Origin of the sequence: Bradyrhizobium sp. 604_D8_N2_3, assembly GCF_051810765.1 — a bacterium.
GTDB lineage: Bacteria > Pseudomonadota > Alphaproteobacteria > Rhizobiales > Xanthobacteraceae > Bradyrhizobium > Bradyrhizobium barranii.
The window spans coordinates 4,881,752-4,908,612 of the sequence record NZ_JBPWPM010000001.1; the positions used below are offsets into that span (position 1 = coordinate 4,881,752).

Annotated in this window: 28 protein-coding genes and 1 pseudogene; 9 read left to right on the forward strand and 20 right to left on the reverse strand. The window is 59.3% G+C overall.

Annotated elements, in window-relative coordinates; genetic code table 11:
* Positions 1 to 229 precede the first annotated feature (229 nt).
* The 5 genes and pseudogenes from AB7245_RS23190 to AB7245_RS23210 form a co-directional block, all read right to left on the reverse strand.
* Complete coding sequence (locus AB7245_RS23190) at positions 230 to 994, reverse strand: outer membrane protein (RefSeq protein ID WP_439035026.1); 765 nt, start codon at positions 992 to 994, stop codon at positions 230 to 232.
* Between the two features lie 397 nt (positions 995 to 1,391).
* Positions 1,392 to 2,025: pseudogene (locus tag AB7245_RS23195) on the reverse strand (tyrosine-type recombinase/integrase).
* A 316-nt stretch (positions 2,026 to 2,341) separates the two neighbouring features.
* Positions 2,342 to 2,620: a hypothetical protein gene (locus AB7245_RS23200; protein ID WP_439035027.1), complete on the reverse strand. Its 279-nt coding sequence runs from the start codon at positions 2,618 to 2,620 to the stop codon at positions 2,342 to 2,344.
* Positions 2,621 to 3,028: 408 nt separating this feature from the next.
* Positions 3,029 to 3,472: a hypothetical protein gene (locus AB7245_RS23205; RefSeq protein WP_439035028.1), complete on the reverse strand. Its 444-nt coding sequence runs from the start codon at positions 3,470 to 3,472 to the stop codon at positions 3,029 to 3,031.
* 1,133 nt (positions 3,473 to 4,605) lie between these two features.
* A complete protein-coding gene (locus AB7245_RS23210; RefSeq protein ID WP_439035029.1) occupies positions 4,606 to 4,878 on the reverse strand; it encodes a hypothetical protein in 273 nt (90 codons plus the stop codon).
* 291 nt (positions 4,879 to 5,169) lie between these two features.
* On the opposite strand from AB7245_RS23210, the gene AB7245_RS23215 reads away from it, so the two are divergent.
* Both AB7245_RS23215 and AB7245_RS23220 read left to right on the forward strand, forming a co-directional pair.
* Entirely contained in the window at positions 5,170 to 5,514 is a 345-nt protein-coding gene (locus AB7245_RS23215) for a hypothetical protein (RefSeq protein ID WP_439035030.1), read from the forward strand.
* Entirely contained in the window at positions 5,511 to 5,681 is a 171-nt protein-coding gene (locus AB7245_RS23220) for a hypothetical protein (RefSeq protein ID WP_439035031.1), read from the forward strand. Before AB7245_RS23215 ends, AB7245_RS23220 begins: the two co-directional genes overlap by 4 nt.
* 156 nt (positions 5,682 to 5,837) lie before the next feature.
* Here the strand turns inward: AB7245_RS23220 and AB7245_RS23225 are convergent, their stop codons facing one another.
* Positions 5,838 to 7,388, reverse strand: a complete 1,551-nt coding sequence (locus tag AB7245_RS23225; RefSeq protein ID WP_439035032.1) for a winged helix-turn-helix domain-containing tetratricopeptide repeat protein — start codon at positions 7,386 to 7,388, stop codon at positions 5,838 to 5,840.
* 118 nt (positions 7,389 to 7,506) lie between these two features.
* On the opposite strand from AB7245_RS23225, the gene AB7245_RS23230 reads away from it, so the two are divergent.
* Positions 7,507 to 7,659, forward strand: a complete 153-nt coding sequence (locus AB7245_RS23230; protein ID WP_439035033.1) for a DUF1214 domain-containing protein — start codon at positions 7,507 to 7,509, stop codon at positions 7,657 to 7,659.
* 211 nt (positions 7,660 to 7,870) lie between these two features.
* Here AB7245_RS23230 and AB7245_RS23235 read toward each other — a convergent pair whose 3' ends face one another.
* The 5 genes from AB7245_RS23235 to tnpA all read right to left on the reverse strand — a co-directional run bounded on the left by AB7245_RS23235 (position 7,871) and on the right by tnpA (position 10,841).
* Positions 7,871 to 8,029 carry a hypothetical protein gene (locus AB7245_RS23235; protein WP_439035034.1) on the reverse strand — a complete coding sequence of 53 codons (159 nt, stop codon included), beginning with the start codon at positions 8,027 to 8,029 and terminating at the stop codon, positions 7,871 to 7,873.
* Positions 8,019 to 8,240, reverse strand: a complete 222-nt coding sequence (locus AB7245_RS23240) for a hypothetical protein (protein ID WP_439035035.1) — start codon at positions 8,238 to 8,240, stop codon at positions 8,019 to 8,021. The genes AB7245_RS23235 and AB7245_RS23240 overlap by 11 nt, the downstream gene beginning before the upstream one ends.
* Positions 8,241 to 8,458: 218 nt before the next feature.
* Positions 8,459 to 9,937, reverse strand: a complete 1,479-nt coding sequence (gene tnpC / locus AB7245_RS23245) for an IS66 family transposase (protein ID WP_135217330.1) — start codon at positions 9,935 to 9,937, stop codon at positions 8,459 to 8,461.
* A 122-nt stretch (positions 9,938 to 10,059) separates the two neighbouring features.
* Complete coding sequence (tnpB, locus tag AB7245_RS23250; RefSeq protein WP_135179688.1) at positions 10,060 to 10,416, reverse strand: IS66 family insertion sequence element accessory protein TnpB; 357 nt, start codon at positions 10,414 to 10,416, stop codon at positions 10,060 to 10,062.
* Positions 10,413 to 10,841: an IS66-like element accessory protein TnpA gene (gene tnpA, locus AB7245_RS23255; RefSeq protein WP_135179689.1), complete on the reverse strand. Its 429-nt coding sequence runs from the start codon at positions 10,839 to 10,841 to the stop codon at positions 10,413 to 10,415. The genes tnpB and tnpA overlap by 4 nt, the downstream gene beginning before the upstream one ends.
* Before the next feature lie 387 nt (positions 10,842 to 11,228).
* Here tnpA and AB7245_RS23260 point away from each other — a divergent pair, with 387 nt between their 5' ends.
* Both AB7245_RS23260 and AB7245_RS23265 read left to right on the forward strand, forming a co-directional pair.
* Positions 11,229 to 11,651: a hypothetical protein gene (locus AB7245_RS23260; RefSeq protein WP_439035036.1), complete on the forward strand. Its 423-nt coding sequence runs from the start codon at positions 11,229 to 11,231 to the stop codon at positions 11,649 to 11,651.
* 293 nt (positions 11,652 to 11,944) lie between these two features.
* Positions 11,945 to 12,559 carry a tetratricopeptide repeat protein gene (locus AB7245_RS23265; protein WP_439035037.1) on the forward strand — a complete coding sequence of 205 codons (615 nt, stop codon included), beginning with the start codon at positions 11,945 to 11,947 and terminating at the stop codon, positions 12,557 to 12,559.
* A 312-nt stretch (positions 12,560 to 12,871) separates the two neighbouring features.
* On the opposite strand, the gene AB7245_RS23270 is transcribed toward AB7245_RS23265, so the two are convergent.
* Positions 12,872 to 13,222, reverse strand: a complete 351-nt coding sequence (locus tag AB7245_RS23270) for a hypothetical protein (protein WP_439035038.1) — start codon at positions 13,220 to 13,222, stop codon at positions 12,872 to 12,874.
* Between the two features lie 613 nt (positions 13,223 to 13,835).
* Here AB7245_RS23270 and AB7245_RS23275 point away from each other — a divergent pair.
* From AB7245_RS23275 to AB7245_RS23290, 4 genes are all read left to right on the forward strand, one after another.
* Positions 13,836 to 14,090 carry a hypothetical protein gene (locus tag AB7245_RS23275; RefSeq protein WP_439035039.1) on the forward strand — a complete coding sequence of 85 codons (255 nt, stop codon included), beginning with the start codon at positions 13,836 to 13,838 and terminating at the stop codon, positions 14,088 to 14,090.
* Positions 14,091 to 14,132: 42 nt separating this feature from the next.
* Entirely contained in the window at positions 14,133 to 14,405 is a 273-nt protein-coding gene (locus AB7245_RS23280) for a hypothetical protein (RefSeq protein ID WP_063983276.1), read from the forward strand.
* A 287-nt stretch (positions 14,406 to 14,692) separates the two neighbouring features.
* Positions 14,693 to 14,953, forward strand: coding sequence for a DUF3551 domain-containing protein (locus AB7245_RS23285; RefSeq protein ID WP_071911927.1), 261 nt, complete (start codon positions 14,693 to 14,695; stop codon positions 14,951 to 14,953).
* Between the two features lie 815 nt (positions 14,954 to 15,768).
* A complete protein-coding gene (locus AB7245_RS23290) occupies positions 15,769 to 19,167 on the forward strand; it encodes an AAA family ATPase (protein WP_085401513.1) in 3,399 nt (1,132 codons plus the stop codon).
* Between the two features lie 47 nt (positions 19,168 to 19,214).
* Here AB7245_RS23290 and AB7245_RS23295 read toward each other — a convergent pair whose 3' ends face one another.
* The 8 genes from AB7245_RS23295 to AB7245_RS23330 all read right to left on the reverse strand — a co-directional run bounded on the left by AB7245_RS23295 (position 19,215) and on the right by AB7245_RS23330 (position 26,753).
* The gene (locus AB7245_RS23295) at positions 19,215 to 19,406 is read right to left on the reverse strand and encodes a hypothetical protein (RefSeq protein ID WP_063983274.1); all 192 of its coding nucleotides are present in this window, start codon (positions 19,404 to 19,406) and stop codon (positions 19,215 to 19,217) included.
* 204 nt (positions 19,407 to 19,610) lie between these two features.
* Positions 19,611 to 21,224, reverse strand: a complete 1,614-nt coding sequence (locus tag AB7245_RS23300) for an NAD(P)-binding domain-containing protein (RefSeq protein WP_085401514.1) — start codon at positions 21,222 to 21,224, stop codon at positions 19,611 to 19,613.
* A gap of 682 nt (positions 21,225 to 21,906) precedes the next feature.
* Complete coding sequence (locus tag AB7245_RS23305; RefSeq protein WP_085401515.1) at positions 21,907 to 22,596, reverse strand: MarC family protein; 690 nt, start codon at positions 22,594 to 22,596, stop codon at positions 21,907 to 21,909.
* Positions 22,597 to 22,620: 24 nt separating this feature from the next.
* Positions 22,621 to 22,752: a hypothetical protein gene (locus tag AB7245_RS23310; RefSeq protein WP_275552074.1), complete on the reverse strand. Its 132-nt coding sequence runs from the start codon at positions 22,750 to 22,752 to the stop codon at positions 22,621 to 22,623.
* Positions 22,753 to 22,768: 16 nt separating this feature from the next.
* On the reverse strand, positions 22,769 to 22,945 hold the full coding sequence (locus AB7245_RS23315) for a hypothetical protein (RefSeq protein WP_166096581.1): 177 nt from the start codon (positions 22,943 to 22,945) through the stop codon (positions 22,769 to 22,771).
* A gap of 49 nt (positions 22,946 to 22,994) precedes the next feature.
* Complete coding sequence (locus AB7245_RS23320; protein WP_071913875.1) at positions 22,995 to 23,345, reverse strand: phasin; 351 nt, start codon at positions 23,343 to 23,345, stop codon at positions 22,995 to 22,997.
* Between the two features lie 27 nt (positions 23,346 to 23,372).
* Entirely contained in the window at positions 23,373 to 24,236 is an 864-nt protein-coding gene (locus tag AB7245_RS23325) for an alpha/beta fold hydrolase (RefSeq protein ID WP_085401516.1), read from the reverse strand.
* A gap of 9 nt (positions 24,237 to 24,245) precedes the next feature.
* Positions 24,246 to 26,753 carry an alpha/beta hydrolase gene (locus AB7245_RS23330; RefSeq protein WP_085401517.1) on the reverse strand — a complete coding sequence of 836 codons (2,508 nt, stop codon included), beginning with the start codon at positions 26,751 to 26,753 and terminating at the stop codon, positions 24,246 to 24,248.
* Between the last annotated feature and the right edge of the window lie 108 nt (positions 26,754 to 26,861).

Here is a 26,861-nt window from a genome sequence, read left to right on the forward strand (position 1 = left end):
GATCGTCGTTGTTGCTGCGCGCATGAGTCCGGACTTGGCCCCAACCCGAACAGCGTTCAAGCCATTGAGATGTCGGTTGTGGGAGGTAGAGCAGACGCGGGGCAGCACCGGCGTTCACCGCCGCTTGTGACCCACCTCGGACATCGCAAGGATACAGTGACCGCCAGCAATTCATAGCCAGAAAAAAGCCCCGGCGAGCCGGGGCTTTGGTTTGCGCAGACTGAAGCGATTAGTATCTGGCCGGAGAGCCGTAACCGCCGAAGCGATAGTTCAACCGGACCGTGACCATGTCGACATCCTGACTGAACCTTTCGCCAACGAGAGTGACACCACCGGGCGTGACTAAGCCTGCACCCACGAAGGTGCGGGTGTCATTCCCCATCCAAAGGTGGTCGTATTCAACACCAACCGTCCAGTTCGGCGTGAAGCCATATTCCCAGCCGACGCCCAAGGCGCCGCCCCAGCGCGTATGACTTGCCGAGTCCAGACCCACTCCGGTGAAGTTGTTGAAGACATCAAGACGATTGTGGGTCACGGCCGCACCACCCTTCACGTAGAGCAGCGAGGCGTTCCACGCCCAACCGAGTTGAGCCGTGAAGAGACCAATAGCGTCGGTTTTCCCTGTGGTCGAAATGAGTGGATCGACTAGGCTGACGCGCGTGTTCTTGATGTCGGCCCAATCGCCCTGCGCTTCCAATCCGAAAACGAACTGGTTGGTTTGCCAGCGATACCCGATCTGTCCGCCGACAAGGCCGCCGGAGCGATCCGCGCAACCACCTGCGACTGTTCCGAGAGCAGTTACGAAATCCACGCAACCGCGGCTTTGGCCCCATCCGCCGTTGGCGCCAATGTAGAAGCCAGTCCAGTCATAGACCGGAGAGACAATCGGAGGGGGCGCCTTGGTGTACGGGCGTGCCGCCAAATCAGCCGCCGACGCAGGAGCACATAGACCCACGGCCATCATCCCGGCCGCGGCAATTAGAAGCTTTTTCATTACGAGAAATCTCCCCAGAAAGAAGTTCAAAAAAGGCACGACGCCCACTTAAGGAATCGATGCTATCCCGTTCGCCCGCAGGTTGATGTAGCCCAGCCGCAACACTGGGCTCAGATGTTGAGCGGGATTTCCTTATTCGTGTGAAGGACTTACAAGGAACCAAATGCCCGGCAACGTGCATTTGTGCCCGCTTCAAGCCGAAGAAATCTGTAGCGGTCATGCGGGGCTGTTCGGCTGGTTGAATGCCCCTGACATTGCACCTTGGTACAGTGACCTAAGAGACAATCCCCAATTACGCTCGGTGGGGCCACAAGGTGCCCAGCGCTGACGGCGCCCGCTCGTGGCCCGAAGCAGCGGAGAGACGACGGGCAGAGCATGTCCGCTCTGCCCGGGCACTTCAGACGTCAATCTGTTCCGCTATTGCCAAGGCGTCATCGACTTCGATGCCCAGATACCGGACGGTGCTTTCAATCTTGGTATGACCGAGCAGGAGTTGGACGGCTCTCAAGTTGCCCGTCCGCCTGTAGATCAGGTTGCCTTTGTTCGACGCAGTGAGTGTGTCCCGAAGTTACGGGGGTCTAAGCCGACGCTGGCGATCCACCCAGCGAGGAGCCGCGCATACTGCCGTGTCGTCAAGCTGACATTGAACCCACGCCGGCTCGTGAACAGATAGTCACCCGGCCTCTTGGTGGTCGCCTTCAGATATTCATCGACGGCTTCCCGCGTCGCCTCGGTGAGTTCGAACTGACCGGCCGGCCGGTCTTCTTCTGCCGAACGGTTGCGCGGTCGGCCGCGTAGCCCCGAGGGGCGATATCGCCGACTTTAAGCGCCACAACGTCGCCGCCGCGGAGCCTACTGTCGATGGCGAGATTGAAGAGAGCAAGGTCCCGAACGCGCCCCTCGACTTGAAGCTTCGTTCGAATGGACCACACGTGCTTGGGCCGGAGTGGCGGCTTCGCTCCGACGATCTTCCCCTTATTCCAGGGGATGCGCTTCGCAATCACTTTGGTAACGCTTGAGATGTCAGGCATGATGGCCTCCTCAGTTAGTGAGGTGCGCCATATTGGAGCGGGTAAACCTCTGAAAGAACGTCGGCTTTCAATTCGTTTGAGACGTGGTTCAGGCTCGATCCAACCGATCAGGTGGCGGTTTTGACCCTCAACGGACATTCAGGCGGCAATCGGACGACTTCAACGCTGGTTCACGATTTTTGGGTCACAAATCCCGGTGGCTCTCCGCGCGCGAACGAACTTCTTCTTCCATCTTCCGTGACTGAGCGATGCGCCGAACAGCCTCAGCTATCCGGCGGAGGAGCGGCGTGAAGTCGGGTATGTCTGTCATCGCCACCTATAGAGCGGCAATCCAAAGGAAATTGCCGGAAGCAAACATCGCGAGCAAGCAGAGCGTTGCAACGACCTCATATTTGGCCTTCTGTTCCTGCGGGACCATTTTCTCAGGCAGGTAGAGAAGTCGGAGCATCAGGACGCCCATTGTCACGGTGAACAACAAGAGAAAGGCTGCGGTGAACACCATGAGCGTGTCAATTTGCCCGGGCTGCGTGATAACCAAGGCAAATGCGTGGGAGATATAGGATGCCGCGTCTCGATCATTTTTCCCTTCATGCACGCGAGTTCCTGCACGCGCTGCACCGGGACGATGAGCGAAGATGATGACCTATCGACCCACTACGCTATAGCCAAGCTACTTAGCTGCCCCCGTCGTAACTCCTGGCGCCGGCGTAACTCCGCGCCGCACTTGGCGCGCCTCACGGCGACCCTCGCGGCGCACTTGGCGCGCGTCACGGCGATCCTCGCGGCGCTCGTGGCGCCCCTCACGTCGATCTTGACGCCTTTCCATGCCAGCGGTCTGCGCCTCCGCGTCAGGGACCATCAGCACGGTCGGGAACGCGGCAATTGCAGTCGCCAAGCCGAAAGAAGAAAGAAGCTTCCGTCGAGAGATCATGACTGCCTCCCTCACTGGACTGCCCCAAGATTAGAAGTTTACTCGCTCTGCCCGTCCTCGTCTTGATCTATGTCATTGGACGGAAGCGCGCACATCCGCCATCCTTCGACGGTCGCGCCGTCGCGCGCGCTTCAGCTCGACCTCGACCACGTCATCATGTCGGGACATCCATCGACACACATGCTTGCACTGCGCCACCGCGCCGAAGCATCCTTTCGCAAGACAGGTCAGTGCTACTGAATAATCATTCGGCCGCCCACTCGCTCCGTCCACACTGATGTAGATCAACCCAAGGCGACTGAGTTGGTTTATACTTGTGGGGGAGAGCTTGAGGAGGATCTCATGATCTCTCGGCGAAAGGCTCTTTCTTCTCTCGGATTGGCGACCGCGTTTGGCCTGATAGCGCTCCCTGCGATGATGGCGTCCTTCTCCGCTTTTGGCGGTGCTTTCTCGCATCACCGGTATTTGGGGCCGCCATGCCAATAACGCCGCGATATCAACATGGAGACCGATCATGAAAAAGCTCAGTGTGCTTGCGATTATCGTTGGAGGCGCGTTATTGGCGGCGGCGCCCTTCTCGTTTCAGTGGTCCCCTGAAAAGAACGTGGTACTATCCCTTGACCGCGCTGATGCCCGAGTAGGACGGCCGCTAACTGCGACGAGCGTTGCAGGCGTCGGTCGAAGGACTGCGCGACGAGCATATCGCCGCGGATACTAACGGCGGCTGGGCTGGCGGTCGCTGCGGGCGTCACCCGCGCAGCCTCCCGATCAGCCTACGCAGCTTGCTTAGTCGGCGTTGAGTCTCGGTGGCGGCTCATCCATCATACGCTCACCGGTCAGCTCTTCTGACCGCTGGTATAATTGCCGCGATGCAAGAGTCCGGAAGTGGCTCTTCGCGGACCTTAGCGCCCTCTCCTGCCATGTCTGCAAAGTGACCCGAACCAGACAATCGACGGGGACGAGTGTTTGGCTCGAGCCTCTTCAAAGGGCTCGTTATGCATCCTATCTGAGCTCTCCCGACCCGTTCACTGGCTCTCTTGCCGTGCTCGAGCGTCGCCTCACAGATGCGTCTTACGAGCGATCGAGACAGGTCTCCAAGGCTCCCAAAGCGCTCTACCCGCCCCCAATCTACGGTCTTACGGTGCGGCTGTACCCCGTAGTGACGAACGGCGCTTTGACGCAACGGGAATTTTCAGCAATACTCGCCGCATGGTTGCTCTTGATGAGATTGCAGATGCCCGTCGCCGCGAAGTTGATCGCGCGCATCGACTGCGACTGGAGGGCCTGGTCGACGATATCCGGAAGGCCATAGAGGGACCCAGCAGCGCCAAAGAGAAGGTAGCGTGGATCAGAGCGTTGCTCGCCGTCCAGGGCTAACGCACTCAAGGGTAAGCTTGAAACCGACCGCCATCTGAGATGGCCTTAGTGCCTGCTGATCGGCTCAAATCTATCGAGTCTGGTTGCGCCCCCCCAAAGCTCAACCGCGTGCTCGTCTACAAGCAATTTGGCTCGCTCCCGAGCCTCCTCCTCGTCATGCACGTCAAGGTCGATTCGAAACGTTATGTGCCCCTCGCCGTCAATCAAGTATGCGCGAAACTCTCGCATGATCCCGCTCCAAAACACCGCCTCGCTCCGAAGCAGGAACGAGTTTAGAGCCGATCTAAAATCACGTCATTATCGAAATTAGGCCCGCCAGCGTGAACCGGCGGCCGGACCTGCTTTTCCACACCCACGACCGGCAGTACCTCGCGAGCATCCCGCGCCGCTGGGATAATTTGACTCACGCCAGCGCTGCGGTTCGATGGCGTCATGACCAAGGCAGAGAACAGAGCGGCGGCGATCTGCGTCAGCGGCATCGTGCCCGCCAACGTCCTAAGCTTTTCGATTTCCTCTGCGGTCCAATCCTGCTTCCAGCGCGCCATTTTTTCCGACCTACGAATTTCGCGGTTCCAGTGAATTCACCATCGGCACACGGCTTTCCGTGAGCGCAACATCGCTTGGCACAAACTGCACTTGCCCAGAAGCGCGATGTCTCCACCATCAGTGAGCTTGCCGCCCAGGATGTTCTACCTCCAATAGCACGATTCGACGGCGGAGAGCGCTGGCCCCGGCGTACAAACAACCCCCTATATCCCCGGCGCCGGGGCCAGTTTCCGCGAGCGAAATTTCGCTCGTGTCCGCCACCAAAGTTGAGGCATCGGCGGAGTAAGAGTATGAGAAAGGTTCCGCTATTCACCTGCGCGCACTGCCGAGTGCAAGACGCGGATGTGATCAGCATTACCGTCTCCTACAAAAAGGGAGAGTCTGTCCATGGCGAGTGGCACCCAGCATGCTTCGAGCAGGTCAGGCCGACGCTGAAACGCAAGGGCGACCCCATGATCGCCATCAGCAGCAACGTACCGCCGAGCGACCCGCGTAGTCTTGATCATCCTAGCCACCGTGAACAATGGTTGGCGCTGGCCAGGGCAATCGGGCAGCATATCGCGAGAGATGAACGTAATGGCGTCAGCGGGCCGCTCATAGGAGACGTGGACCTCGACGAGGACAAGTCATCATGACATTGCCAACTCCGAAGCCTGATGATGGCACGACCCTCGGCCTTGCCATCGGCGTCGTCGAAGAATGGAAGAAGGCCAACAGGTTGACCTACCTGCCGCCGCGCCTCTCGCTCGATCTTGCCAAGCGGGTCGAGCGCGCCATCCTAAAAGTCCGCTTAGACCCGTAGCGGGCCACCATCATTTCTTCTGCAATCGCACCCAGCTCGGCAAGGCAGCGGCGCGGATGTACGGCCTCGGTCTTGACCGGCGGCGTCTGCTTTGAGGCGCAAACCGGAAAGCATTTGCTCAAACTGAAGCTTACGGCTTTTGACCCAACTGCGACATCACTCCTTCGGCACGCCGGCTATATACAGCCCTCTTATGGTACGTTTGGCGCCAGCCAGGAACACCGGATTATCGCTTACCGAAAAACTCTTAAAACGACGAATAGAGAACGTGGGATCAAGTGCAAGTCCAGCTTTCGCGGCAGCTTGCGCCTCGGGCAAATTGCCAAGAAGCGCAAGCGCGGCAGCCAGTCCAAAATGTGCAAAAGCATAATTTCGATTCGTTTCGAGTCCGCGACGAAACCAAGTGACGGCCTCAGCTTCTGCTCCGAGCTGCACTTTGGAGAAGCCTACGTCGCCCATCCAGGCAAAAGCGAAGATATCGTGAGGAGATAGACGTAGCGCCTGATTGATGTGGCCCTCCGTGTCTGCGCCACCACCACCGAACAGCTTTGCGATACCCATAACTCCGTGCGCTATAGCCAAATTGCGATCTAACGCCAACGCCCGCTCACACTCGGCCACGCCTTCGGCCACGCGATTCGTATAGACGAGCACAGTCCCCAAATTTACGTGAGCCCAAGAATGATTCGGCGCAAGAGACAGCGCTTTCAGCAATATGGTCTCTGCCGCAACAAAGAGCTGATGGTAAGCGTCGGTCAACAAGGCGCAAGCAGTTACCGTGTCGACCGTCGCCATCCACACCATCGCATCGACATTTCCTGGATCAATCGACAATGCACGCTCAAAAAAATGACGAGCCGGCCGCAAATATTCAGACGTAAGTCCTTTGTTCCACCAATAGCGACCTTGAAGATACAGATCCATTGAATCCGGATGCGGAGTGTTTTCGGCCCTCCGCGCCTCAGCCTCAATGAGTTGCGCGTTCAGCGCATTAGCGAGTCTTGATACAATCTCGTCTTGCAGATCCAACAAGTCGGCAACGGACTTGTCGAAACGATCGGACCATAGATGTGAGCTATTTTCGGCATTTACGAGCTGAACGTTTACCCGCAGTCGGTCGCCGCTACGCTGAACCGATCCTTCGACCACATAACGGATGTTCAACTCCAAGCCGATCTGCCTGAGATCGATAACCTTGCCTTTGTAGGTGAATGCAGTGTGCCTACCGATGACGAACGATCGCCTAATACGCGACAGGTCTGTGGTCAGGCTTTCGGTAACACCGTCAACGAAGTAATCTTGTTCGGGATCACCGCTGAGATTAGCGAAAGGCAACACAACAATTGAAAGGTGCGGCGGTGACGTTTGCGTCGCTGAACTAGTCAATTCAACGGTGGGTGTTTCCCGCACAGCGCCAATGAAGCGAAAGCCCTTGCGCTGCAGCGTCTTAATCAGCCGTTGTTTCTGGCCCGTATCGCCAACAGCGCTCCGCGCAGCATTTAGCCGGGTCGTTAGCGCCGCATCCGAAACGATGCGCCCTTTCCAAACGGTAGCGACGAGTTCGTCTTTGCTAACGACTCGCTCGCGCGCGCAGATCAACAATTCGAGCAAGTCAAATACTTGCGGCGCGACAGATACCAACTCCATCCCCCGACGCAACTCGCGTCGGCTGGTGTCAAATGTGTATTCCTCAAAGAGATAGCGCAATCTTCCGCCCTCCCTTGCCCCCTTTACGCCTGACGAGCAAGAATAGCTTACATTCAGAAAAATGTAAGCAACGAGGGTCATCGAATTACGACCGCGACTCGGATTGTCTTGTCCGCCCTTGGTCCTCGTCGCGCCTCACGCGCGGTTCGCTCGACAAGGAGTTGCGGAGAACGCCGACGGGTCCGTGGACATTTACATCGGCCCTGAGCCGCCCGCGGGTCAGCAGTCCAACTGGCTTTACACCCCTGCCGGTCAGAAGTGGTTGCCGTAATTTCGTGTGTACGGCCCGGAAAGGCGATCATGGACAAGAGCCGGAAGTTGCCGGATATTGAAAGGGTCACGTGAAAATGGTGCTTGATGTCGCGATTGGCCCTTAGCTGCTTCCGTTTCCACGCGCTGACGTCGGCTTGCGGGGGGCGAGCGGACCAAGGACGAAGATCGCCGCGAAGCGCCCATGTGACCCATCTGCGACATGGGCAGGTTCAGCCGACCAGCTGGCAGTGCCCGCTGATGACAGTACCGTCGCGTTTATGCCCCTTAAGCGTGCCGTCGACGCGGTTGATGAAACCTTGCCAGACAGCGGTCGGGTCGAACAGATGTTTCCAAATGTTGCCGAGCGTAAGCGCCGTCTCAAAGAACAAGTGCGTATCCGTCACGTGGACGGCCAAATTGCTTCCGAGAGTGCATCGTCCCCTCGTCCAGATTAACGGTGACCTGTTCCCCATTTATGTAGACCGAGTTGCGCTCGCCGCCCGTAAGGCCCCGCGCCCAGCATTTCAGATCGATCGTCTCGGCATGTGCAGCCGTTGCAGCTAGCAGCGCTACGACGATGATTGTTGCTTTCAGCTTCAAAGTTATCTCGTCGCTTTGTGACGGCCCTGCCGGGGGAGCGGACACGGCAGGACATTCGATGACTTTGCCGAAATTTCGGTGTCGCCTTCGAAGAATGCGCAGAGGACTCAGTCGTTCAGAGATGGGCACGCGGCAATAGCCATCCCATGATCTTCTGATATGGATCGCGACGACTGGGGACGAATGCGTTCTCGTTTTGCTGAGCGTAAGCGTCGTTCTCAGGCCACGGCTTTGAGGTCGTGACGGCAATAGGCCCACGGAAGCAGCTCATCGATGTTGCTGTTTGGATGGCCGTTGACGATCCTGGTGAGGGCATCGGTCAGATAGGCAAGCGGATCGACATCGTTCAGCTTACAGGTTTCGATCAGGGAAGCGATGATGGCCCAGTGCTCGGCGCCGCCGTCGGAGCCTGCGAACAGCGCATTCTTCCGATTGAGCGTGATCGGGCGGATTGATCGCTCGACCGCGTTGTTGTCGAGCTCGATACGGCCATCTTCGATGAAGCGCGTCAGGCCTTCCCAGCGTGAGAGCGCATAGCGGATGGCGTCGGCTAGCTTGCCCTTTTGGCTGATCAAAGCGAGCTTTGCGCGGAGCCACCGTTCGAAGGCTTCCGCCAGCGGCCGACCCTTCTGCTGCCGGACGAGGCGGCGCTCCTCGGCGCTGCGGCCACGGATGTCCTTCTCGATCGCGTAGAACTCGGCGATGTGCTGAAGCGCTTCGCTTGCGATGGGCGCGGGACCGGGTGTGGCAAGTTCGTAGAAGTTACGCCGCATATGCGACCAGCAGAATGCAAGCTGAACCTCGCCACGCTCGGCGAGCTTGCCATAGCCGGCATAGCCATCGACCTGCAGGATCCCCTTGAAGCCTGCAAGATGGGCGATCGGTCGGTCGGCTTTGCGATCGGGCGCATAGACATAGGCGACGCCCGGCGGATCGGCGCCGCCCCATGGCCGGTCGTCCGCCGCATAGGCCCAGAGCTGACCGGTCTTGGTGCGCCCGCGGCCGGGATCGAGCACCGGCATCGTCGTTTCATCGGCAAACAGCTTTGGCCGTTGCCTGAGCTTGCCAAGGAGGCGCTCATGCAACGGACGCAGGTGGAAGGCAGCTTGTCCCACCCAGTCCGCCAACGTCGAACGATCGAGCTCAATGCTCTGGCGGGCGTAAATCTGGGCCTGCCGGTAGAGCGGCAGGTGATCGGCATATTTGGAGACCAGGACCTGGGCGACGGTGGCCTCGGTCGGTAATCCGCCCTCGATCAGCCGGGCCGGGGCCGGCGCCTGCATGATGCCGTCCTCGCAAGCCCGGCAGGCGTATTTGGGACGCCGGGTCACGAGGATCCGGAACTGCGCCGGGACCAGGTCCAGCCGCTCGCTCCGATCCTCGCCGATCCGGTGCAACTCGCCCTGGCAACAGGGACAGGTCTTGTCCTCGATGTCGACGACGACCTCGATCCGCGGCAGGTGCGTCGGCAAGGCACCACGGTTGCCGCGGCGCTTGCGAGCCCGCGCCTCACGGCCTTCAGGTGCGCTCACGTCCTGCGCCGTCTCGCTGTACGCTGCCACTTGCTCGACGTCTTCCAGGCCCAGCAGCATCTGATCTTCAGGCAGCGTCTCTGCCCGCCGGCCAAACCGATGCCGCTGCAATTCCTTGATGATCTGACGCAGCCGCTCGCTCTCGCACCGCTCGGCGAGCAGCATCGCTTTCAGCGTCTCGGGATCGTCAGGCAGGGCGTCGCTCACACCCAATTCAGAGCATATTCGCCGCCATCTGGCGACGCGTCCGACGCTCCTGATTCACTTCGCCGCAGCGCCGCCAACAGCTATCCGGCCTGCGTTGGCTTCGACGTTTCCCGTGCCTCGTGCACAAGCCGCCAGTCGAGCCCCTCCAGCAGCGCCGACAATTGCGCCGCCGACAGACGCATCACACCGTCCTCGATCTTCGGCCAGCGGAAGATTCCATCCTCGAGCCTCTTGGCGAACAGACACAAACCCGTTCCGTCCCAGAACACCAGCTTGATCCGGTCCGCCCTCTTGGCCCTGAACACATAGACAGCTCCTGAGAATGGGTCAGCCCCCATACTCTCGCGCACCAGGGTAGCAAGCCCCTCCATTCCCTTGCGGAAGTCTACCGGTTTGGTCGCCACCATCACCCGGACCGCACCCGACGGACCGATCACCGGCTCGCCTTCAGCGCCTGGACGATCGACGCAATCATCGTTGGGTCCGCACCACGACCGGCCCGGATCGTGATGCCGTCGACTTCGATCTCGATGATCCCGCTATCTGCCTTGCGCACCACTTTACGCTCCTGGTGAGCTGCCGGCGCCGGTACCACGGCCTCCACCACCGCTGGCACAAACTGGACTTTGTCCGCTTCGGAATGACCGCCTGCTGCTTCTCGCAACTGGCGGCGCCAACCAAACAACTGCTGCGGCGACAATCCATGCCGTCGGGCCACGGAACACACCGAGTCGCCACTCGCCACGATCTCGGCGACGATCCGCGCCTTGTCGTCGTCGCTCCACTTCCGCCGACGACCGGCTCCGGTGAAGACCTCAAGCCGCCGCACCGGCTCCGCGATAGCACTATGCACTGTGTCCATTCTAAGCCTAACGGTCCGAACAAACCGCAGACTCGCAGATCACCCCGTCATCCGGTAGGTGGCCGCTGAACAGCGCTTACTGCTGAGCGGCGGCCCTGGCGAATTCAGAAATCCCCTCCATAGACTGCCGTTTATCCTTCGGAAGCTTCGCCCATTGGCGAATGATCTTCCGGCGGACCTCGCGTTGCTTTTCCCTTACGTCAGGCATCGGGACGCTCCTTGAAGAGGATTGTTCCGGTCGACCTAGTATTGTTCGGGCTCACTAGAACTTCAACGTCCAATCAAATACTCTTAGCTCTGATCGTGCAGCGCTATACACGGGAGCTAGTCTCATATTGGCTTTGCAGGCCCACCGCCCAGAATTGCGGCGATCGCAGGACGGGCGAAATGCAGTATGTTTGCGACGCGCCGAAGGGCAAGACCTGGTTCCGTATCGAGACGGAAGGTGAAGCGATGTATGAGTCGCGCCTGATGGGCCACACAGTTGAGAAATATTTCCGCCGCGAGCGGGAGAAGGCAGTCCAGTCCTGGCGTCCCGAGCGGCCCAACGCGATCGAGCGCGACATCGGCCTCGAGGCCCATGTACAGCGAGAGATGCCGCTTTTCCTCACGCTGCGCGACAGGGAGGGCAATGCACTAACTACAGCGATGCTGCCACCGGGTGGCAAAGATCGCGGCGGGTTCCGGATCATCATCGTTGCCGCATCCAATGCCGATCCTTATCCTCAGCAGGACGCGGCCATCGCTGCACTGGGAGCGCATTTCGGTCTCACACTCGATCGCAACCGCTGCTTCCCCTACGGCCGTTAAGGAGCCTGACAAGTATCGCCGCTTGATTGGAGCGAGGTCGGCTCATGTCCCCTTAGCTGCCTCTCTGTTTCTACGCCCTGACGTCGGCTTGCGGGGTGCGAACGGACCAAGGTCAATATGGTCGCGACGCCAGCGTGTGACCCGCTGCGGACATTGATTGGCTGATAAGACAACATTGCTGTCACACCAAATCTCGTTTTTCTAAATACCTTTCCAGGAATGTTTGAGGTAAGCCGGAGTTAACATGTTCGGCTGGATTGGGAGCTCGAAGGCGTAGCTTGCAGGAGGTTCCTATGGCCAACTTGATGCTCAGGATTGTGACGCTGGCAACGTGTTCGATTGCGCTGATCGCTGCGTTCTCGGTCACTCCGGCTGTTGCGGCCCCGGGCACTGAGCCAGGTGGCAGTGAGGCAGACTATAGCGGGACGGGGCAACGCTCCGCTTATCCGCCTTCGTCATACCCGAAGCGGTCGGGCAACAAGGCCAACCACGCGCCCAAGGCCAAAAAAGCCAAGCAGTCCCTGTTCGACGACCCCGCCTTTGCCCATGGGTACCGCGCAGCTTATTCGGCGGTCTACGACCGCACCGACTATGCCTCTGCGATTGAGCAGTTGAAGACGCTCGGCCACGACGATCACCCGAATGTGGCCAACCTCATCGGCTACTCATTTCGCAAGCTCGGCGACTACAGGCAGTCGCAGCTCTGGTATGAGCGCGCGCTGAAGGCCGATCCGAACCATGTGCTGACCTGGCAATATTACGGTCTATGGCAGCTCGAGCAGGGCAACCGCGATCAAGCGCAATATCATTTGAGTCGGATCGCGGCGATTTGCGGGACTGGCTGCGAGGAGTACCGGTCGTTGGCCGCCGCGCTAGAGAAACCGCCCGGCACTAGCCTGGTTTATTAGGACGCCTTGCAGCGGCGGTCAGAGCTCGGCGCTAACGCGACGGGTGAGGCTATGTCTGTTCATGGCCCCAAGCCGAACAGCGTTCAAGCCATTGAGATGTCGGCTGTGGAAGGTGGAGCAGACGATGGGCAGCACCGGCGTTCACCGCCGCTTGTGACCCACAGTAGAAGTGGCGTGTCTGCAGGTTGTCCGCTTTGCCCGGTGGTCTAAACCGGTCGGTTCGGCCTTGGTAGCCCTTTGACCCCAAAGTCAGCCTGCGAGATGCTCTGTCTTGTCCGGAACCCAGATCGAGTGGTTAATGCGTCAACTTGGTCACAAGTCTGCCAGCAACTTGCGAGCTTCCACGAGATCGCGTGTTTCCAAGCCCTCGCTGAACCAGCTGTAGATCGGCACAAGAGCGTTGCGCGCCTCTCGCCGCATGCCGCGTGCCGCTTGAAGTCTGGCGCGCGCAACGCTTGCGCGAAGCTCGGGCAGCCTTGCTCCCTGGGCCGCGGCAATTTCAATCGCAGCCTCGAACTCCGCGTCCGCTTGATTTTCGGCCTCCGCCCCGGCTGCGAGCAACAGCAGTTCATCGCGCTCCCGGTGAAGTTCGACGGCGCACCAGCTCTCGAGACTTGCGTCCGCAAGTGCGACCGCTTCGTCGATGACCCGAAGCCCGGCCATGGCGTTTCCAGCCTTGCGACGAAGCGCGGCGAGCAAGCCGAGATGGTGCGGAATACGTAGCCCCGCACTTATGCGCCGGAAATCCTCAAGCCCCGCATCAAAGTCCGCAAGACCTTCGTCACGCCGGCCGGATTCTGCAATCGCCCAGGCGCGAACGAGGCTGCACTCCGTAGTGACGACCGTAGAAGGCGTGAGGTGCGCACGGAAAAGGCGTTAGAAATCAATACAGTTGACAAGACACCCCTTCCGCCAAAACATCAACAAAATCAATTAGTTAGCTCGTGGTTTTCGCTTCAGCGCACAATCGAACGTACAATCGTCGCTTGGTGGCGCCGTAAGCGTCGCGGTGAGATCGAGTCGATTTGTCGCAGTTCGGACGAGGCGACGCCCGATCCCAACACTGATGCCGCCGCCGATCTCATCAGCTTTCCGACGTCGCGATGGACTGTCGTGTTTCGACGCGATGCATCGAAGGAGCGACAAGACGGTCCTTGAATCACAGCGATGGCGTCGCGCATCTATCCACACCCACGACCGGCAGTAGCTCGCGAGCATTCCGCGCCGCTAGGAATCGATAATTTGACTCTCGCCTGCGCCGCGGTTCGATGGCGTCATGACCAAGGCAGAGAACAGACCGGCGGCGAGAGCTTGGCACCAAGAGCGCATGCGTCAGCGCGCGGAAGAAGTGCGGGCCGAGGCGGTAGCAGCCGACCTGGCCGAACTCGGCCGGCTTCGCCACTACCTCATCTTTGGCAGGAAGGATCGCCGTGCCGACCGCGAGAAGCTGATGAGCGCCATTGACGACTACGTCGGTGAGATGACTGGCGACCGAACCGCGCTGCACGCCAAAAACCACAAGTGCGGGTGAAGCAGTACGGCCTGGGGACGAAGAATCGGGTAGTCGATCTGCATGAAACTCGCCGCCGAACGTGCCTTTGCCGCTCCTGAAGCCGCCGCCCGCAAACTGGTCGAGCTCGCGAAGACCATTGAAGCTGTCCAGGACGGTCGCATTCACATCGAAAAGCTCAATGCTCCGTTTCTCTACACGCTCAAGGCCACCGGGTTGGAGTTCGGCGCCGGCATCAAGCATGCAGTTGAGAAGGGCTGGCTCGAGCTGCACGAGAGCGGGACCTATGTCCGGCTGATCGACACCAGCGCAAAAGCGGCCCCAGCAAAAGACTAAGTTGCCGGGGCCGTTTGGAGGCTACCTTGGCGGTAATGGGGTCGCCAGGTGGTCATGAGCATAGGAAAAACCGGCAATCAGTTCTGTCCACTTGTGCCCAAAGCGGTATAGGTCCTCATCGGGAACGGAACCGATCGCAATGAAGTTTAGAAGGGACGGCCCGCCAGCGTGACCAGCGGGCTGGTAGCGATCGTCAGGCGCAGTCGCGACCTCCGCGGGGTACGATCGAAGTACTGGCTGGCTCGTGGAGCTTCGCGCGCGTTCTCAATGTCCGAAAGGAGGTTCCAATGCGTACTCCGGCCTTGGCGATTTTGGCAATCGGGATGGCATCAACAGAGCCGGCGGCAGCTCAGACGTATAATCCGGCCTATCCGGTTTGCCTGCACGTTTACCGCGCGGGGGCCAACTATTACGATTGCAGCTACACATCGCTGCCTCAGTGCAATGCTTCGGCATCGGGCCGCGCCGCAGAGTGCGCCATAAATCCATACTTCGCGGGCGTGGAAAACCCCGCAGCTTATCGGCGGCACGGCCGCCGCGCCTACTAGGGCAGTTGCGAGAGACGCCCAGCCCGCCAGCGTGAACCGGCGGGTTGCTGCTTGGGCCGCCTGCGTTTCGGTACCGCAATCCCTAGCGGCTTGTGTCGACGCTACCACCGCGCTTCTATCGGACGATCCGATCAAGACGGCAGCCCGTTATACAACCAAATATCTGATCTTTCATTTGGGTGCCTACCCGGCAACCCCTAATGCAAGCGCGCACATCGTCGCCCCACACACGGCCCTTGGTTTGAGAACTCGAGATACATCGATTGTTGCATGCCTTGTCGTTATCGGGGCATTTGGACAAACACGCCGCAAGGCCAAGTCGCTCGCCTTCTGAAAATGTCGCTTCTTGGGCGGTTGCGAGCGTCGTTGTTGTCGCCGCAGTATAAAGGGCTAGCGCGAGCGCGCTCTTTAGGATTTCTGTAGCCGACATTATCTCCTGCCTCTGTTTGAGACCTCGGAAAGCAGCGTACGCCGGATACACCACCAAGGCGCAAGGCGGCCAGGAAATATCGGATCGCGAAGTAGGCCGCCCGCGTGAGCCGGCGGGCCTGGCTTCACGGACGTATCGTCCGCTCAATTTCACGGGCCGCCCAGGTCGCAACCATCATCGCGAACCGGAAGCGCTCGCGCGTTTCCGCAGGTATTTGGATGCTGCGAATTGCGAGGCTGTTCACATGTTCGGACCCGACAGCATGCTATTGTCGGTGCGGTCATGCCGAACTGTTCGTTTGAATGGCTTCCAATAGAATTAAGTAGGACGAGCAAATATTCGGCTCTGATGCGCTGAAGCTGTTCGTACACACAAGGGTCCTGCCATGGAAATCGGGACTTGGCTGAAAAGTTTGGGCCTAGGACGACATGAGTCCCTGTTCATCGCGAACGCCATAGATTGCGATGTGTTGCCGCAATTGACAGAAGTTGACTTCGAAAAGGTTGGCATCCCACTCGGCGACCGGAAACGCCTCGTGAATGCGATCAGTGCGCTTCCCTCCAGCCTTCCCTCCACTGTCGTGAATGCTGCAATTGCGCAATACGCGGAACGGCGCCACCTCACGGTAATGATCTGTGACTTGGTCGATTCGACCGCCCTGACGGCACGCCTTGACCCGGAAGATATGGGCGCCGTCATCGATGCCTATCACGCTGCTTGTGCTCGTATCACGCGCTCCTATGACGGCTTTCTCGCCGACTTTCGCGGAGACGGCATTCTTGCGTATTTCGGCTATCCCATTGCGCACGAGGACGATCCCGAACGAACTGTAAGAGCTGCGCTCGATATCATTGCTGCTGTCGCACGGCTTGAAACCCGCGCTGGAGAACCGCTCGCGGTGCGTATCGGTATCGCTACCGGCATGGTGGTAGTCGGTGACCTGGGCGGCGAAGGCAAACTTCGGGAGCACTCCGTGGTTGGGGGCGCTCCCAATATCGCGGCTCGCGTGCAAGCCTTGGTCGAGCCGAACACCGTGGTCGTCGCAGACTCCACCCGTCGTCTCCTTGGCGATATCTTTAGTCTTCGCGACCTTGGCGCCCACCACCTCAAGGGCATTAGCGAGCCGGTGAGCGCGTGGGCCGTCCAGGGCGTCTCGGCTTCCGAGAGCCGCTTTGAGGCGGTGCGTCCGACAGAACTCGCCCCTGTCATCGGCCGCGATTCCGAGTTGGAGTTCTTGTTGGAACGTCAACGTTTGGCTCGCACGGGCGAAGGCCAGATCGTTCTCATCTCAGGCGAGCCGGGTATCGGGAAATCGCGCTTAGCAGCGGCTCTGGCTGAACGTGCAGCTAAGCATCAACCACACGTGCATTTCCGTTATCAGTGCTCGCCTTACCACGCCAACAGCGCACTTCATCCCGTGGTCGAGCAGTTGGAAAGGAGTGCCGGATTTAAGGCGGACGATCCCGTCGAGACGCGGCTTGACAAGCTGGAGGCACTCCTCTCGTTGAGAGCACCGCAAGTTCAGACGGTAGTACCACTTTTTGCTGAGCTGCTATCGATCCCATTCGCGAGCCGTTATCCAAAACCGCAGCTAAGCCCCGCCCAGCAGCGTCGCCGCACACTTGCCGCGCTGCTCGATCAATTCGAGAGCCGTTCTCGCAAACAGCCCATCCTGTTGCTTATCGAAGATGTTCAGTGGGCCGACGACACCACCCTCGAATTGCTCGACCTCATCGTAGAGCGAGCCCGACAGTTGTCTATCCTTGCGCTGGTTACCTTTCGACCAGAGTTCGAGCCTCCCTGGACCGGTCTTGCAAATGTCGGAAGCCTGGTCCTCGGACGGCTCAACCCAGATGATGTCAAAGGTGTTGCCACGCAGGTGGCCAATGGCCGAGCGCTTCCGATCGACGTGATGAAGCAGATCGTAACAAAGACTGACGGAAATCCGCTCTTCGTGGAGGAACTCACCAAGGCTGTCCTCGAAGCTGGCATTCTGATCGAATGCCAGGATCGCTATCAGCTCGGGGGACCGTTACCGCCCTTTGCCATCCCGGAAACCCTTCACGACTCCCTGATGGCGCGGCTCGACCGCCTGCATTCGGTGAAGGAGATCGCCCAGATTGGCGCCACCATCGGTCGCGAATTTTCCTATTCCTTGATGCGGGCTGTGGTCGCTCGAGAGGAAACACGGTTGCAGCATTCCCTCTCCGAACTCGAGGAGGCCGGGCTTATTTTCCGCGAAGGTGACCTGCCGGATGCCATTTATAGCTTCAAACACGCATTGGTGAGGGATGCGGCTTATCAGAGCCTGCTGAAGACACGGCGGCGGCAACTCCATGCGCAAATAGCGCGCGTGCTTGAGGAAGGATTCCAGGATGCCGTCGTGAACGACCCTGAAATCCTTGCGCACCATTTCACCGAAGCCGGCATGCTTGAGAAGGCAACGGACTATTGGCTCAAGGCCGGAAAGCGCGCGCTCGGGCGCTCCTCCAATGCCGAGGCTGTAAAACATCTCACGCGAGGAATGGAGCTGACCCAGCAACTGCTCAGCTCGCCGCAACGCGATCGCAAAGAACTGGATTTCTATCTGGCCCTTGGTCCTGCAGTCGCCGCAACTGAGGGCGATGCCGCGGCTGAAACGTCGCGGGTCTTCTCACGGGCTCGCGCGCTGCTAGGCGAAAGTGTCAGCCTAGAAGAACGGATGACGATCCTGTGGGGCAGCTACCTAGCCCACAGTATGCGCGCGGAGTATAGCTCAGCGCTGGAGGATGCCCGGTACGGCCTCGCGTTGGCCGCAGAGCATGATCATCCCGGCGTGGCCGTCCTAGCCACGCGCTTTATTGGACAATCATTGCATCTCACGGGTGCCTTCGCCGACGCACGCGAACACCTCGATCGCGCCCTCGCACTGTGCTCAACCAATCCAGCCACGATATCGACCTATCGCCGCTTCGGAGTCGATGACGCGGTGAACAGCCTGGCGTGGCTCTCGACGACGCTATTGGTCCTTGGCTATCCTAAACAGTCTACAACAATCGTCGAGCGTACTGAAACTCTTGCTCGAACGAGGGAACAAAGCTTTACGACGGCCCTGGCCCTGGGGAACATAGTCGTTTTGGGCACAATCGGCGGCGACGCAAAGCGCGCTTTGGCTCACGCCGACGAAGCGATATCGCTCAGCATCGAGCATGAATTTGCGGCAATTGAACGAAGAGCACGTTTTTTCCGCGGAGCGCTATTAGCCCAAGGAGGGGATCTTCAAGTCGGAATCGAACTGATGCGCGGCGCTTTGACGGCAACTTACCAAAACTCTGAACGGTGCCGCCGCACTCTCTATTTGGGCCATCTCGCCTTCGCTCATGCCCAGCTCGGAGAGCTTGAAGTTGGACTGCGCCTGCTGGACGAAGGCGTTCAGCTGGCCGAAACAACAGGGGAGAGTTTCTTTGAGGCCGAGTTGTATCGTCTTCGGGGCAACATCAACCTAAAACTCGGCAGGCGTGACCAGGCAGAGGCCGCACTGCAGCGAGCCGTGGCGATTGCGCGGCGACAACAAGCTCGCTGGTGGGAGTTGCGTGCCTCGATCTGTCTCGCGCGGCATTGGAGTAACGAAGGCAGATATTTCGAGGCTTGGTCCCTCTTAGAGCCTATATACACTTGGTTCACCGAAGGTCGGGATACACCCGATCTGACAGACGCGAAAAATCTCGTGGACGAACTACGCTCAGTTTCAGGAATGAAATCGGTTTCAGGAATGAAAGATGAGCCAAAGCGTGGCAGCTGTTGACCAGCACCGCTCAACATCATGCCTGACGTAAATTGATCAGCGTCCGATCAACGCCTGCCCTTCGCCCGCTTTCCGGACTTGCCACCTGTTCGTTCAAGTTTGCTAAGGGCGCTCTCGACATCCTTGATTGCCTTCTTGAGCTGCTTCTCGCGCTTTCCAAGAATGCTCTTGAGTTGTCTTCGCTGCTCGGCGGTCAATGTCGTAAAATCGATCACCTTCGTAAACGCGATGAAGGCCATTGCTTACCTCCCGATGGTGGTGGTCGTTAGGCCGTGATCAATATGTGCAAGGCAGTGAAACAAATATTCTCCAATATCATCGACCTATAGTCAAACGGCATTTCTTCCAGAAATACTCGATCGGCCTTCCGACCCACGGGCCCTCGTGGTGAGCGCGAGAGAAAGCGGTAGCAACTGACATCGCGCTACCACGCCGTCGTTATTTCACTTCCGCTTTTTGTTCTTGAGCCGCGCCGGTCGCGAGGTGCGCTTCGTGCGACCGAGTCGGGAAGACCTTACAGTCGGAGATTTCTCGTGGGGCCTTGATCGCTGCAACAAGGCGCGGAGCGTGGCAAACTGGCGTTGATCCAGCTGATTGGCGAAGCTCTCGAAATCAGTGGCGTCACTGCCAAGCTGGCTCAACCAGACAAATGCACTGTCCAAGGTGCGCAACTCAGGCGTCTGGTATGACAGCAGATCTCGGTAATAAGTTGCCGACTCCTCGCAAAACAGATCACGCGCGATGCCATTTACGAGCCGCCGCACTCCATATTTTATTCCCGTGATGGCCGCTCCTGATATTCCATGGCTCAGCATCGCTCCGAACGTAAAGTTGTGTAGCCCTCGCAGAAACGGAGCAGTGCCGCGGTGCCGCTCCGTGAATTCAAAGGCTTGGCCCAAATAGGGATAGCGCGCGAGGGCCTCGCTTTCCTCGCCCGATGGAGGCGTGAAGCGGTCGCGCCAAAGGGCTATTTGTTCAAAGAATAGGGCGAGCTCGGGACGCGCCGAGAGATCCGCCTCAACGCCGCTCGCAAAAATCATGAAGTCGAATTCGAATCTACGATTGCTGCTTTGAACCCTTGCAATACCGCAAGCTTCGTCGATGAAACTCCATCCGCAGTCGGGGTGCCAGGCGAAATTCTCAAACTCGCGGCATCGCCAATAAGCGTCCTGTGTAGGCGGGACCGGAAGCTCCTCAAGAATGTGACGCATGAACCGCCAGCGGTCCAGGTCCGTCAGATCGCCGAAGTGGCCCAACATACCGGCAAAATTCATCCAAGTGAGTGGATTGACCCGCGGCATCTCCGAACGGCGGAAGCAAAGGTCTACTCGCGCGGCGCCCGCCTCAAGTGCGAGAGCTGCGTTGTCAAAGGCGGATGCCCCGGCACCAAGGATACCAATGCGCTTTCCTGCAAGCTTGCGAAAATCGATATCATCGGCCGAATGTGCGTAAAGATCTGCCGACAAATGGGCGACCAGAGACTTAGGAGCGCCCCACCTTCCACTTCCCTCAAAGCCTGTCGCAAGAATAATCTTTCTTGCATACACCCGCTCAATTCCTTCGGAACGACGGAGATGGGCAAGGAAGATGCCATTCGCCGGCTCAATCAACATTAGTTCGACCTCGTTCTCAACCGGGAGGTCCAGGACGTCTCGGTACCAATCCAGATACGAGCGCCACACCTCCCGAGGGACGGTATCTATGCGACCCCATGCTCGCCGCCCAAATTTTTCCTCGTACCACGCACGCACCGTTAGACTCGGGACGCCGAAATCAATCCCAGTCACCTCCTTCGGAGTCCGCAACCGTTCCATCCGAGCGAAATTGCGCCAAGGTCCTTCGAAACCGCGCTGGCAACGATCGATGATCCTGAAGTTTGCTATGCGCTCAAGCCTCAAGCCGAACGCGATACCCAGTCCGCTCTGTCCAGCGCCGACAACCAGCACGTCCAGAACCGGCACTCCGTCCATAAATCGCGGGACGGTCCACTCCCGAGCCGGATAGTCCAAATAAGTCAGCTCGCGTCGAACGCGCTTCGTGAGTTGGGAGACGCTCATGGGACATTCCTGCCGCTGCGCTCTTGTTAGAAATGACTTTTGCCATTCGGCTTAGTTCTGTCCCATTACCACAGGTCTGATTGCAGAAAAATCGACCGCCCGACCGCCATTGGGTTTCGCACAGAGCGATTTTGGCCCGCAAGACAGCGGGCTATTATTCTAGCGCTCACTCAAATGCTGATCCGCTCGACGATCGAGCCATCAGTTGCCTCCGATCGCGAGACACGCAACATCGACAATCAACGCGCCTATCGGTGACGATCTGAGCGTCAATCGACTGAAAGACTCAGGCTAGCTCGCCCATCAGGTAGCCTCATAGCGGCACGCTTAGCCGCGTTCCTGACGAAGTCCCCTGCCCGCCCAATCGGCGTAGTGCCGAATTTGCGAGGGTCCATTCGTAGCTCGTCACCGTAGCATTGTACGCGAGCTCCGCGCGGATCGTCAGAATTTGCAATGAGTTCAACTTCTTGGCTAGCGTTGTTTGGAGGAGCGGTGACAGATCACTGACCGCGGCTTTTTGACCGTGGGTTCAGAGGACGGTTTTTCCTGAGGAATGGCTGGAAGGCTCAAACCGCTCGAGGTAGAGCGCCAAACGCCGATGGAGACGGACTCTACCTGATCATCACCGGACCAACCTCGGAGTCGCATTGGCCGATTGGTGTTGCGGTCGGCGCGCTTCTATCTATTGGATAGCGCGCGGAGCGCTGTCCAATATGGACCGCGCGACCTCGGAAACGCCGGTGAGGATGATCTGCACGCCGATGCAGAGCAGCAGGAAAGCTGACAATTTCGTCACCACGCTGGTGCCCTCCTCGCCGAACAGGCGCGCCATTGCGCTCGATTTCCGGTAGGCGTGGTAGATCGCCGCGGTGACGGCGAACGCCACCAGAAGTGAAACGATCGATGACTGGAACATCGCATCGAGGCTGCTGGTGCGGCTGATTCCGATCGCGATGGCTGTCGCGATCGTTCCCGGCCCGGTCGTCAGCGGAATTGTGAGAGGAAAGAAGGCCATGCGCTTCATGGTCGCATGATCGGGGGACGAGACCTCGTGAGGCCCGGCCGGGCCCGAGGGCGCGTTGAGCATGGACCAGCCTGTCGCTGCGACCACGAGGCCGCCGGCAATCCGAAGCGCCGGGATTGTCACGCCGAAGAAGTTGAGGATCTGGCTGCCCAGAAACAGCGACACCAGCAAGACCACGAAGGCATATCCGGCAACCCGCAGCGCAAGGCTGGCGCGCTCGTCTTCAGAAAGACCTCTCGTCTTGTCGAGGAAGATGAAGGCCAGTCCGTAGGGATTGATGATCGCGAACAGCGCGCCGAAGCCGAACAGGAAATCGGCAACGAGCCCCGATGTGGCGATATCACGCATGCTGCGCCCGCTCCGCTCTTCGGCTTACGGGCATGTGAAGCCGGGCGCTTTGAAATCGGCCAGATTGTCGAGCGTCTTGCGCAGAACCTCGAACAGCACGGCCGACCAGCTGTTGGCGACACGGACCAGCATGCCGACGAAAAACCGGGGCATCATCCGATGATACCGGATCTCACTTGTCCTTGCCGGGTGATCGCTCAAGACGCGATCTCTGCGCGCGCATGCGCTTGATCTCCTCCCTGAGCGCCTCGGCTTTTTCGTCTCGTTGCTCGCTCGCCGTTTCCAAGGGTTCGTCGCGAAGCAACTTCTGGAGTGCCTTTTCGACAGAAAGCTTGTTGGTCTCGGCCATACCAGACCTTTCTGACGCTACCGCGTCTGTCAGTACCGTGGTTGCAGTCTCAGCTCTTCGGACTGAACATGCCGCCGGCCGCCTTCATCGCCGCCTCACCCATGGTCTTGGTCTGGTCGGTCAGGGCCCGCATCTGCTCCTGGAAGAAATCGGCTTGAAGCTTGAGCGCGTCCTGGACATCCTTGGCATGGATCAGCTTGTCGCTGAGGTCCAGGGTCGCTGTGACATTGCGCTGCATGAAACTGCAAAACTCCTTCGCCTGGTTCGCGATCGGCAGAGGCGACGAACTGATCCCCTTCTCCAGCATCTCGAAATAGTCCGCGTTGGCCTTGCGCAGGCGGCCAAGCGCCTCGGTCAGCGCCGCACGGACGTTATCTGCCGATAGATTGATCTCTGCCATGACGTCTCTCCCTTCAGGTGTTAGCAGTTACGCGGTAAGTCCACCGAACCAGGCGCCGAAATAGCCGGCGTAGAGCGCGGGTACTTCGAGATTCATCGAGTGCCCGACGCGAGGCACGATCACGAGACGGCAATCCGGCATCGCATCGGCCATGACGTGAAGATCGGCTGGCAGAATCCAGCCGTCCCATTCGCCCCATAGCACCAGATGCGGATGCTTCAGCTCCGGCATGCGGCGCTCGAGCTCTCTGCTCTCTCTTTCCTTCGTGAGGTTGACCGGCGTCCCGATCCAGATGCCCTCGGAGACGCCAAAGGTCTGCTCGATGATGCGGTCGAATAACGCCTGGATGTCCTTCAATCCCTCCCGAAATCGAGGCACGGCGTTCGGCGCCATGCTCTCGGGCACGAACAGCGAGGACGCCGCCGTCGCCATGATCGTCCGTGTCAGGTCCTTGCTCGCCATCATCGCCCGAAACAGGCCGATTTGATCGGCATTGAAAGCCATGCCGAGCGGCGTCACCGGATCGAGTGCGAACACGCGCCCGAAACGCTGCGGCTGCATCAAGAGCATGCGGGCAGCGATGATGCCGCCGGTCGAATGCGTCGCGAGATGGCAATAACCGATGTCGAGCATATCGAGTGCCGCCAGCATGTCCTCGGCATGCTGCTGCATGGAGTAGTTCGAATAATCGGCGGCAGGCTTCGGCCGGTCGCTGTCCCCGCAGCCGCGCCAGTCGATGGCGATGACGCGCAGGCCCGTTGGAAACAAGGGCGCAGCCAGCTCGATCCAGTCCTTGCTGGCGAGATTGCCATGGATGAAGACGACGGTCACTTCGCCTCGGCCCCACTCCCGCCAGCCAAGCTCGATTTCACCCGCCTGCACCCGTGGCATAGACCGATCCTATTTGTTGAGACCGGCGGTTGGTGCCGCACCGGGAGGTGTCGGCGCCACCGGCAGGGCGGATACCACGGAACCCTTGATCATGCGATCTGTGCCGAGGGGCGATGAGGTGTCGACCGTTCCTTTCGTGACGAAGTCCACGACGTCGGCGGAATATTCCACCGGATTGTCGGTATGGATGAAGTGCCCGGTCTCCGGATAGATTTTCAGAATCGGCCGGTTGCCCGCATTGGTCATGCGCGTCATGAACGGCGTGATGACGTCGCGTCCGAGATCGGTCAGCCCGTTGAAAGCCGGCGTCGGGATGAACGGCTCCTTGTCACCGAAAGCGAGGAAGATCGGCGCCTTGATCTGGGTAACCCGCTCGTAAAGGTTCTTCGGATCATCCTGCTGGAGCTCGGCCCCGATCGTGTAGATGTCGAAGATGAAGACGTTGCACCACTGTTCGAGCTCCTTGGGATTGCCCTTTGTAAGCCCGACGCGCTGCTCGGTATGGAAGCGCGCATATTCGCTGTCGCTGAAGAAGTAGCCGCTCTTGGCCGCCGACACCACGCCGGTGTCGGGGTCGCGCTTCTTGAAATAGAAGAAGTCGCGAATGCCCTGCTCGTCGCGGGCCTTCTCCGCCGCCAGGATGCCGGTCTGGTCCCAGATCTGCTTCCACTTGTCGAAGTCGCGACCGAGTCCCGGTTGGAACAGAGGTGCCTTCTTGTCTTTCGCGATCGTAATGTCGCGCGGGTATTCCTCGAGCCCGGATGGTGCTTCGAGCGCGAGGCCCTGCACCGCATCCGGCCAGGTCAGGGCGTACCCCGTGACGAACTGACCGCCCAGCGAGTGGCCGAGATAATAGGCTTTCTTGACGCCAAGCTGGTTTACGACGAGATCGTAGATGACCTCGCGCATATCCTGCATGGTGCGCGCCGGGCTCTTATCGAGATTACCGGGCCCGGACATGCCGTAGTTCGGCAAGTCCGGCACGATCACACGCAAGCCACTCCGCAGCGCATATTGCATGATGTTGCCATAGTGCCCGCCGAATGCGCCCTTGCCGTGGATGATGACGAGGACCTTGGGATCCTTGTCGGTGCCGGCATACTCATCCATGTAACCGATCTGCCAGGTGTTGCCGATCTTGTCCTTGGCGTTGGCGTATTTGACCGGATAGGGATAGGTCACGAAGTCCTTCCAAAAGGACTTGCTCGGATCGATGTTTTCGGCGACGCCCGGCACACGATAATTCTTGTCGACGAACATCCTCGCACGATCGAGAGCCGCGACGTCGTCCATGAAGGCGACGAACTTCGGATCGTTCTTGCGCTGGTTGATGATTGGGAACACGCCGTAATGTGCGACCGGGCTCTCCTGCGCGATCAGGTCCGCGCCCGGCACGCGATCTACGGCCTTCTGCGCCAGCTTGAAGTTCAGCCAGAGGTCGTTGGTGATGTGCATCACCAGTGTGCGCGACTGGATGCGGCCGAGATATGGATTGATGTTGTGGGTCTCACCGACCCGGTTGCGCCAGACGAGATCGACGGCGTCATAGAGCTTGGCACGGTTGGTGACACTCAGACCGGCCTTCTCGTTCGGCGGATCCCAGTAGAATATCTCGGGCTGGACCGCGGCCCAGTTCTGGGTCGTGCGGAAGCCGAAGTCGTAGCCCGTCATGCCCAGAATCGACCAACCGAACGCCACACCCGGCATAGGGTGCTTCTCCTTGGGCAGATTGTAGTAGTCGCCCTTGGTCGCCTGCCAGACCGGATCGCCCTCGATCGCGGCCGTCATCATCTGGAAGGTCCAGTTGCCGACGGGGTCTTCACCGTCCGACTGCGTGGTGCCGCCGATCGGCATCAGCGCGCCGATATATTCGGGATGCATGACCCCCCACACATAGGTCTGGGTGCCGCCCATGGAGACGCCCGTGACAAGCGCGACGCGCGCGACCTTCAACTCGTCGCGCAGCAGGCGGTAGTTCGCCTGCACCATGTCGTAGTAGCTGTACTGCGGAAACTTGATGCCGAGGCCGTCGGACGGTTTGCTGGCGCCCCACGTCCCGAGCGGGTCGACCATGATGACGTAGTAGCGGTCGGTGTCGATCGGCCGTCCGGGGCCGATGATCGGGACGCCGCCCGACAGGGCCGCGCCCTTGACCCACTGTTCGTACATATCGGTGGAATCGCCGGAATAATAGGAATTGATCACGACCGCGTTGGTGATCTCACCGGCGGCATTGCGCCGCGCGTTGCCGATCGCGATGTATCCGGTACGCAGCTTGCCTGCCCCGAGCGATTCCAGCGTCACGCCGCCCTCGCCGCCATTCTCCCATTTGGAGGGATTGGCCAGGTCGTACTTGCCGCCAAGCCGGAAGTTCGCGATCTCATAGGTCTTTTTGAGCCCGTCATGCTGCATCTGCGACGAGCGCCGCGTGAACGGCTGGGCGACCGCGAGCGCGGCGCCGAGCAGCAATAACATCAGGCTGACGAGGCAACGCTTGAGTGCGCTTCTCCCGTTCATGACGAACTCCCTCCTGGCGGTGTTTTGCGCGAACGCTAGGCTGGACCTCCTCCTGAGGCTTGATTTAGCTCAATGGAATCCTTGAGCCTGCGTTGAGGATCGTGGTCA

Excerpts from the sequence above, each read along its gene's own strand:
- AB7245_RS23190 (WP_439035026.1), bottom strand. The coding sequence starts at position 994 with ATGAAAAAGCTTCTAATTGCCGCGGCCGGGATGATGGCCGTGGGTCTA.
- AB7245_RS23205 (WP_439035028.1), bottom strand. The coding sequence starts at position 3,472 with ATGATCGGTCTCCATGTTGATATCGCGGCGTTATTGGCATGGCGGCCC.
- AB7245_RS23210 (WP_439035029.1), bottom strand. The coding sequence starts at position 4,878 with ATGGCGCGCTGGAAGCAGGATTGGACCGCAGAGGAAATCGAAAAGCTT.
- AB7245_RS23215 (WP_439035030.1), top strand. The coding sequence starts at position 5,170 with ATGAGAAAGGTTCCGCTATTCACCTGCGCGCACTGCCGAGTGCAAGAC.
- AB7245_RS23220 (WP_439035031.1), top strand. The coding sequence starts at position 5,511 with ATGACATTGCCAACTCCGAAGCCTGATGATGGCACGACCCTCGGCCTT.
- tnpC (WP_135217330.1), bottom strand. The coding sequence starts at position 9,937 with ATGCTGCTCGCCGAGCGGTGCGAGAGCGAGCGGCTGCGTCAGATCATC.
- tnpA (WP_135179689.1), bottom strand. The coding sequence starts at position 10,841 with ATGGACACAGTGCATAGTGCTATCGCGGAGCCGGTGCGGCGGCTTGAG.
- AB7245_RS23260 (WP_439035036.1), top strand. The coding sequence starts at position 11,229 with ATGCAGTATGTTTGCGACGCGCCGAAGGGCAAGACCTGGTTCCGTATC.
- AB7245_RS23265 (WP_439035037.1), top strand. The coding sequence starts at position 11,945 with ATGGCCAACTTGATGCTCAGGATTGTGACGCTGGCAACGTGTTCGATT.
- AB7245_RS23270 (WP_439035038.1), bottom strand. The coding sequence starts at position 13,222 with ATGGCCGGGCTTCGGGTCATCGACGAAGCGGTCGCACTTGCGGACGCA.
- AB7245_RS23275 (WP_439035039.1), top strand. The coding sequence starts at position 13,836 with ATGACCAAGGCAGAGAACAGACCGGCGGCGAGAGCTTGGCACCAAGAG.
- AB7245_RS23280 (WP_063983276.1), top strand. The coding sequence starts at position 14,133 with ATGAAACTCGCCGCCGAACGTGCCTTTGCCGCTCCTGAAGCCGCCGCC.
- AB7245_RS23285 (WP_071911927.1), top strand. The coding sequence starts at position 14,693 with ATGCGTACTCCGGCCTTGGCGATTTTGGCAATCGGGATGGCATCAACA.
- AB7245_RS23290 (WP_085401513.1), top strand. The coding sequence starts at position 15,769 with ATGGAAATCGGGACTTGGCTGAAAAGTTTGGGCCTAGGACGACATGAG.
- AB7245_RS23295 (WP_063983274.1), bottom strand. The coding sequence starts at position 19,406 with ATGGCCTTCATCGCGTTTACGAAGGTGATCGATTTTACGACATTGACC.
- AB7245_RS23300 (WP_085401514.1), bottom strand. The coding sequence starts at position 21,224 with ATGAGCGTCTCCCAACTCACGAAGCGCGTTCGACGCGAGCTGACTTAT.
- AB7245_RS23305 (WP_085401515.1), bottom strand. The coding sequence starts at position 22,596 with ATGCGTGATATCGCCACATCGGGGCTCGTTGCCGATTTCCTGTTCGGC.
- AB7245_RS23310 (WP_275552074.1), bottom strand. The coding sequence starts at position 22,752 with ATGATGCCCCGGTTTTTCGTCGGCATGCTGGTCCGTGTCGCCAACAGC.
- AB7245_RS23315 (WP_166096581.1), bottom strand. The coding sequence starts at position 22,945 with ATGGCCGAGACCAACAAGCTTTCTGTCGAAAAGGCACTCCAGAAGTTG.
- AB7245_RS23320 (WP_071913875.1), bottom strand. The coding sequence starts at position 23,345 with ATGGCAGAGATCAATCTATCGGCAGATAACGTCCGTGCGGCGCTGACC.
- AB7245_RS23325 (WP_085401516.1), bottom strand. The coding sequence starts at position 24,236 with ATGCCACGGGTGCAGGCGGGTGAAATCGAGCTTGGCTGGCGGGAGTGG.
- AB7245_RS23330 (WP_085401517.1), bottom strand. The coding sequence starts at position 26,753 with ATGAACGGGAGAAGCGCACTCAAGCGTTGCCTCGTCAGCCTGATGTTA.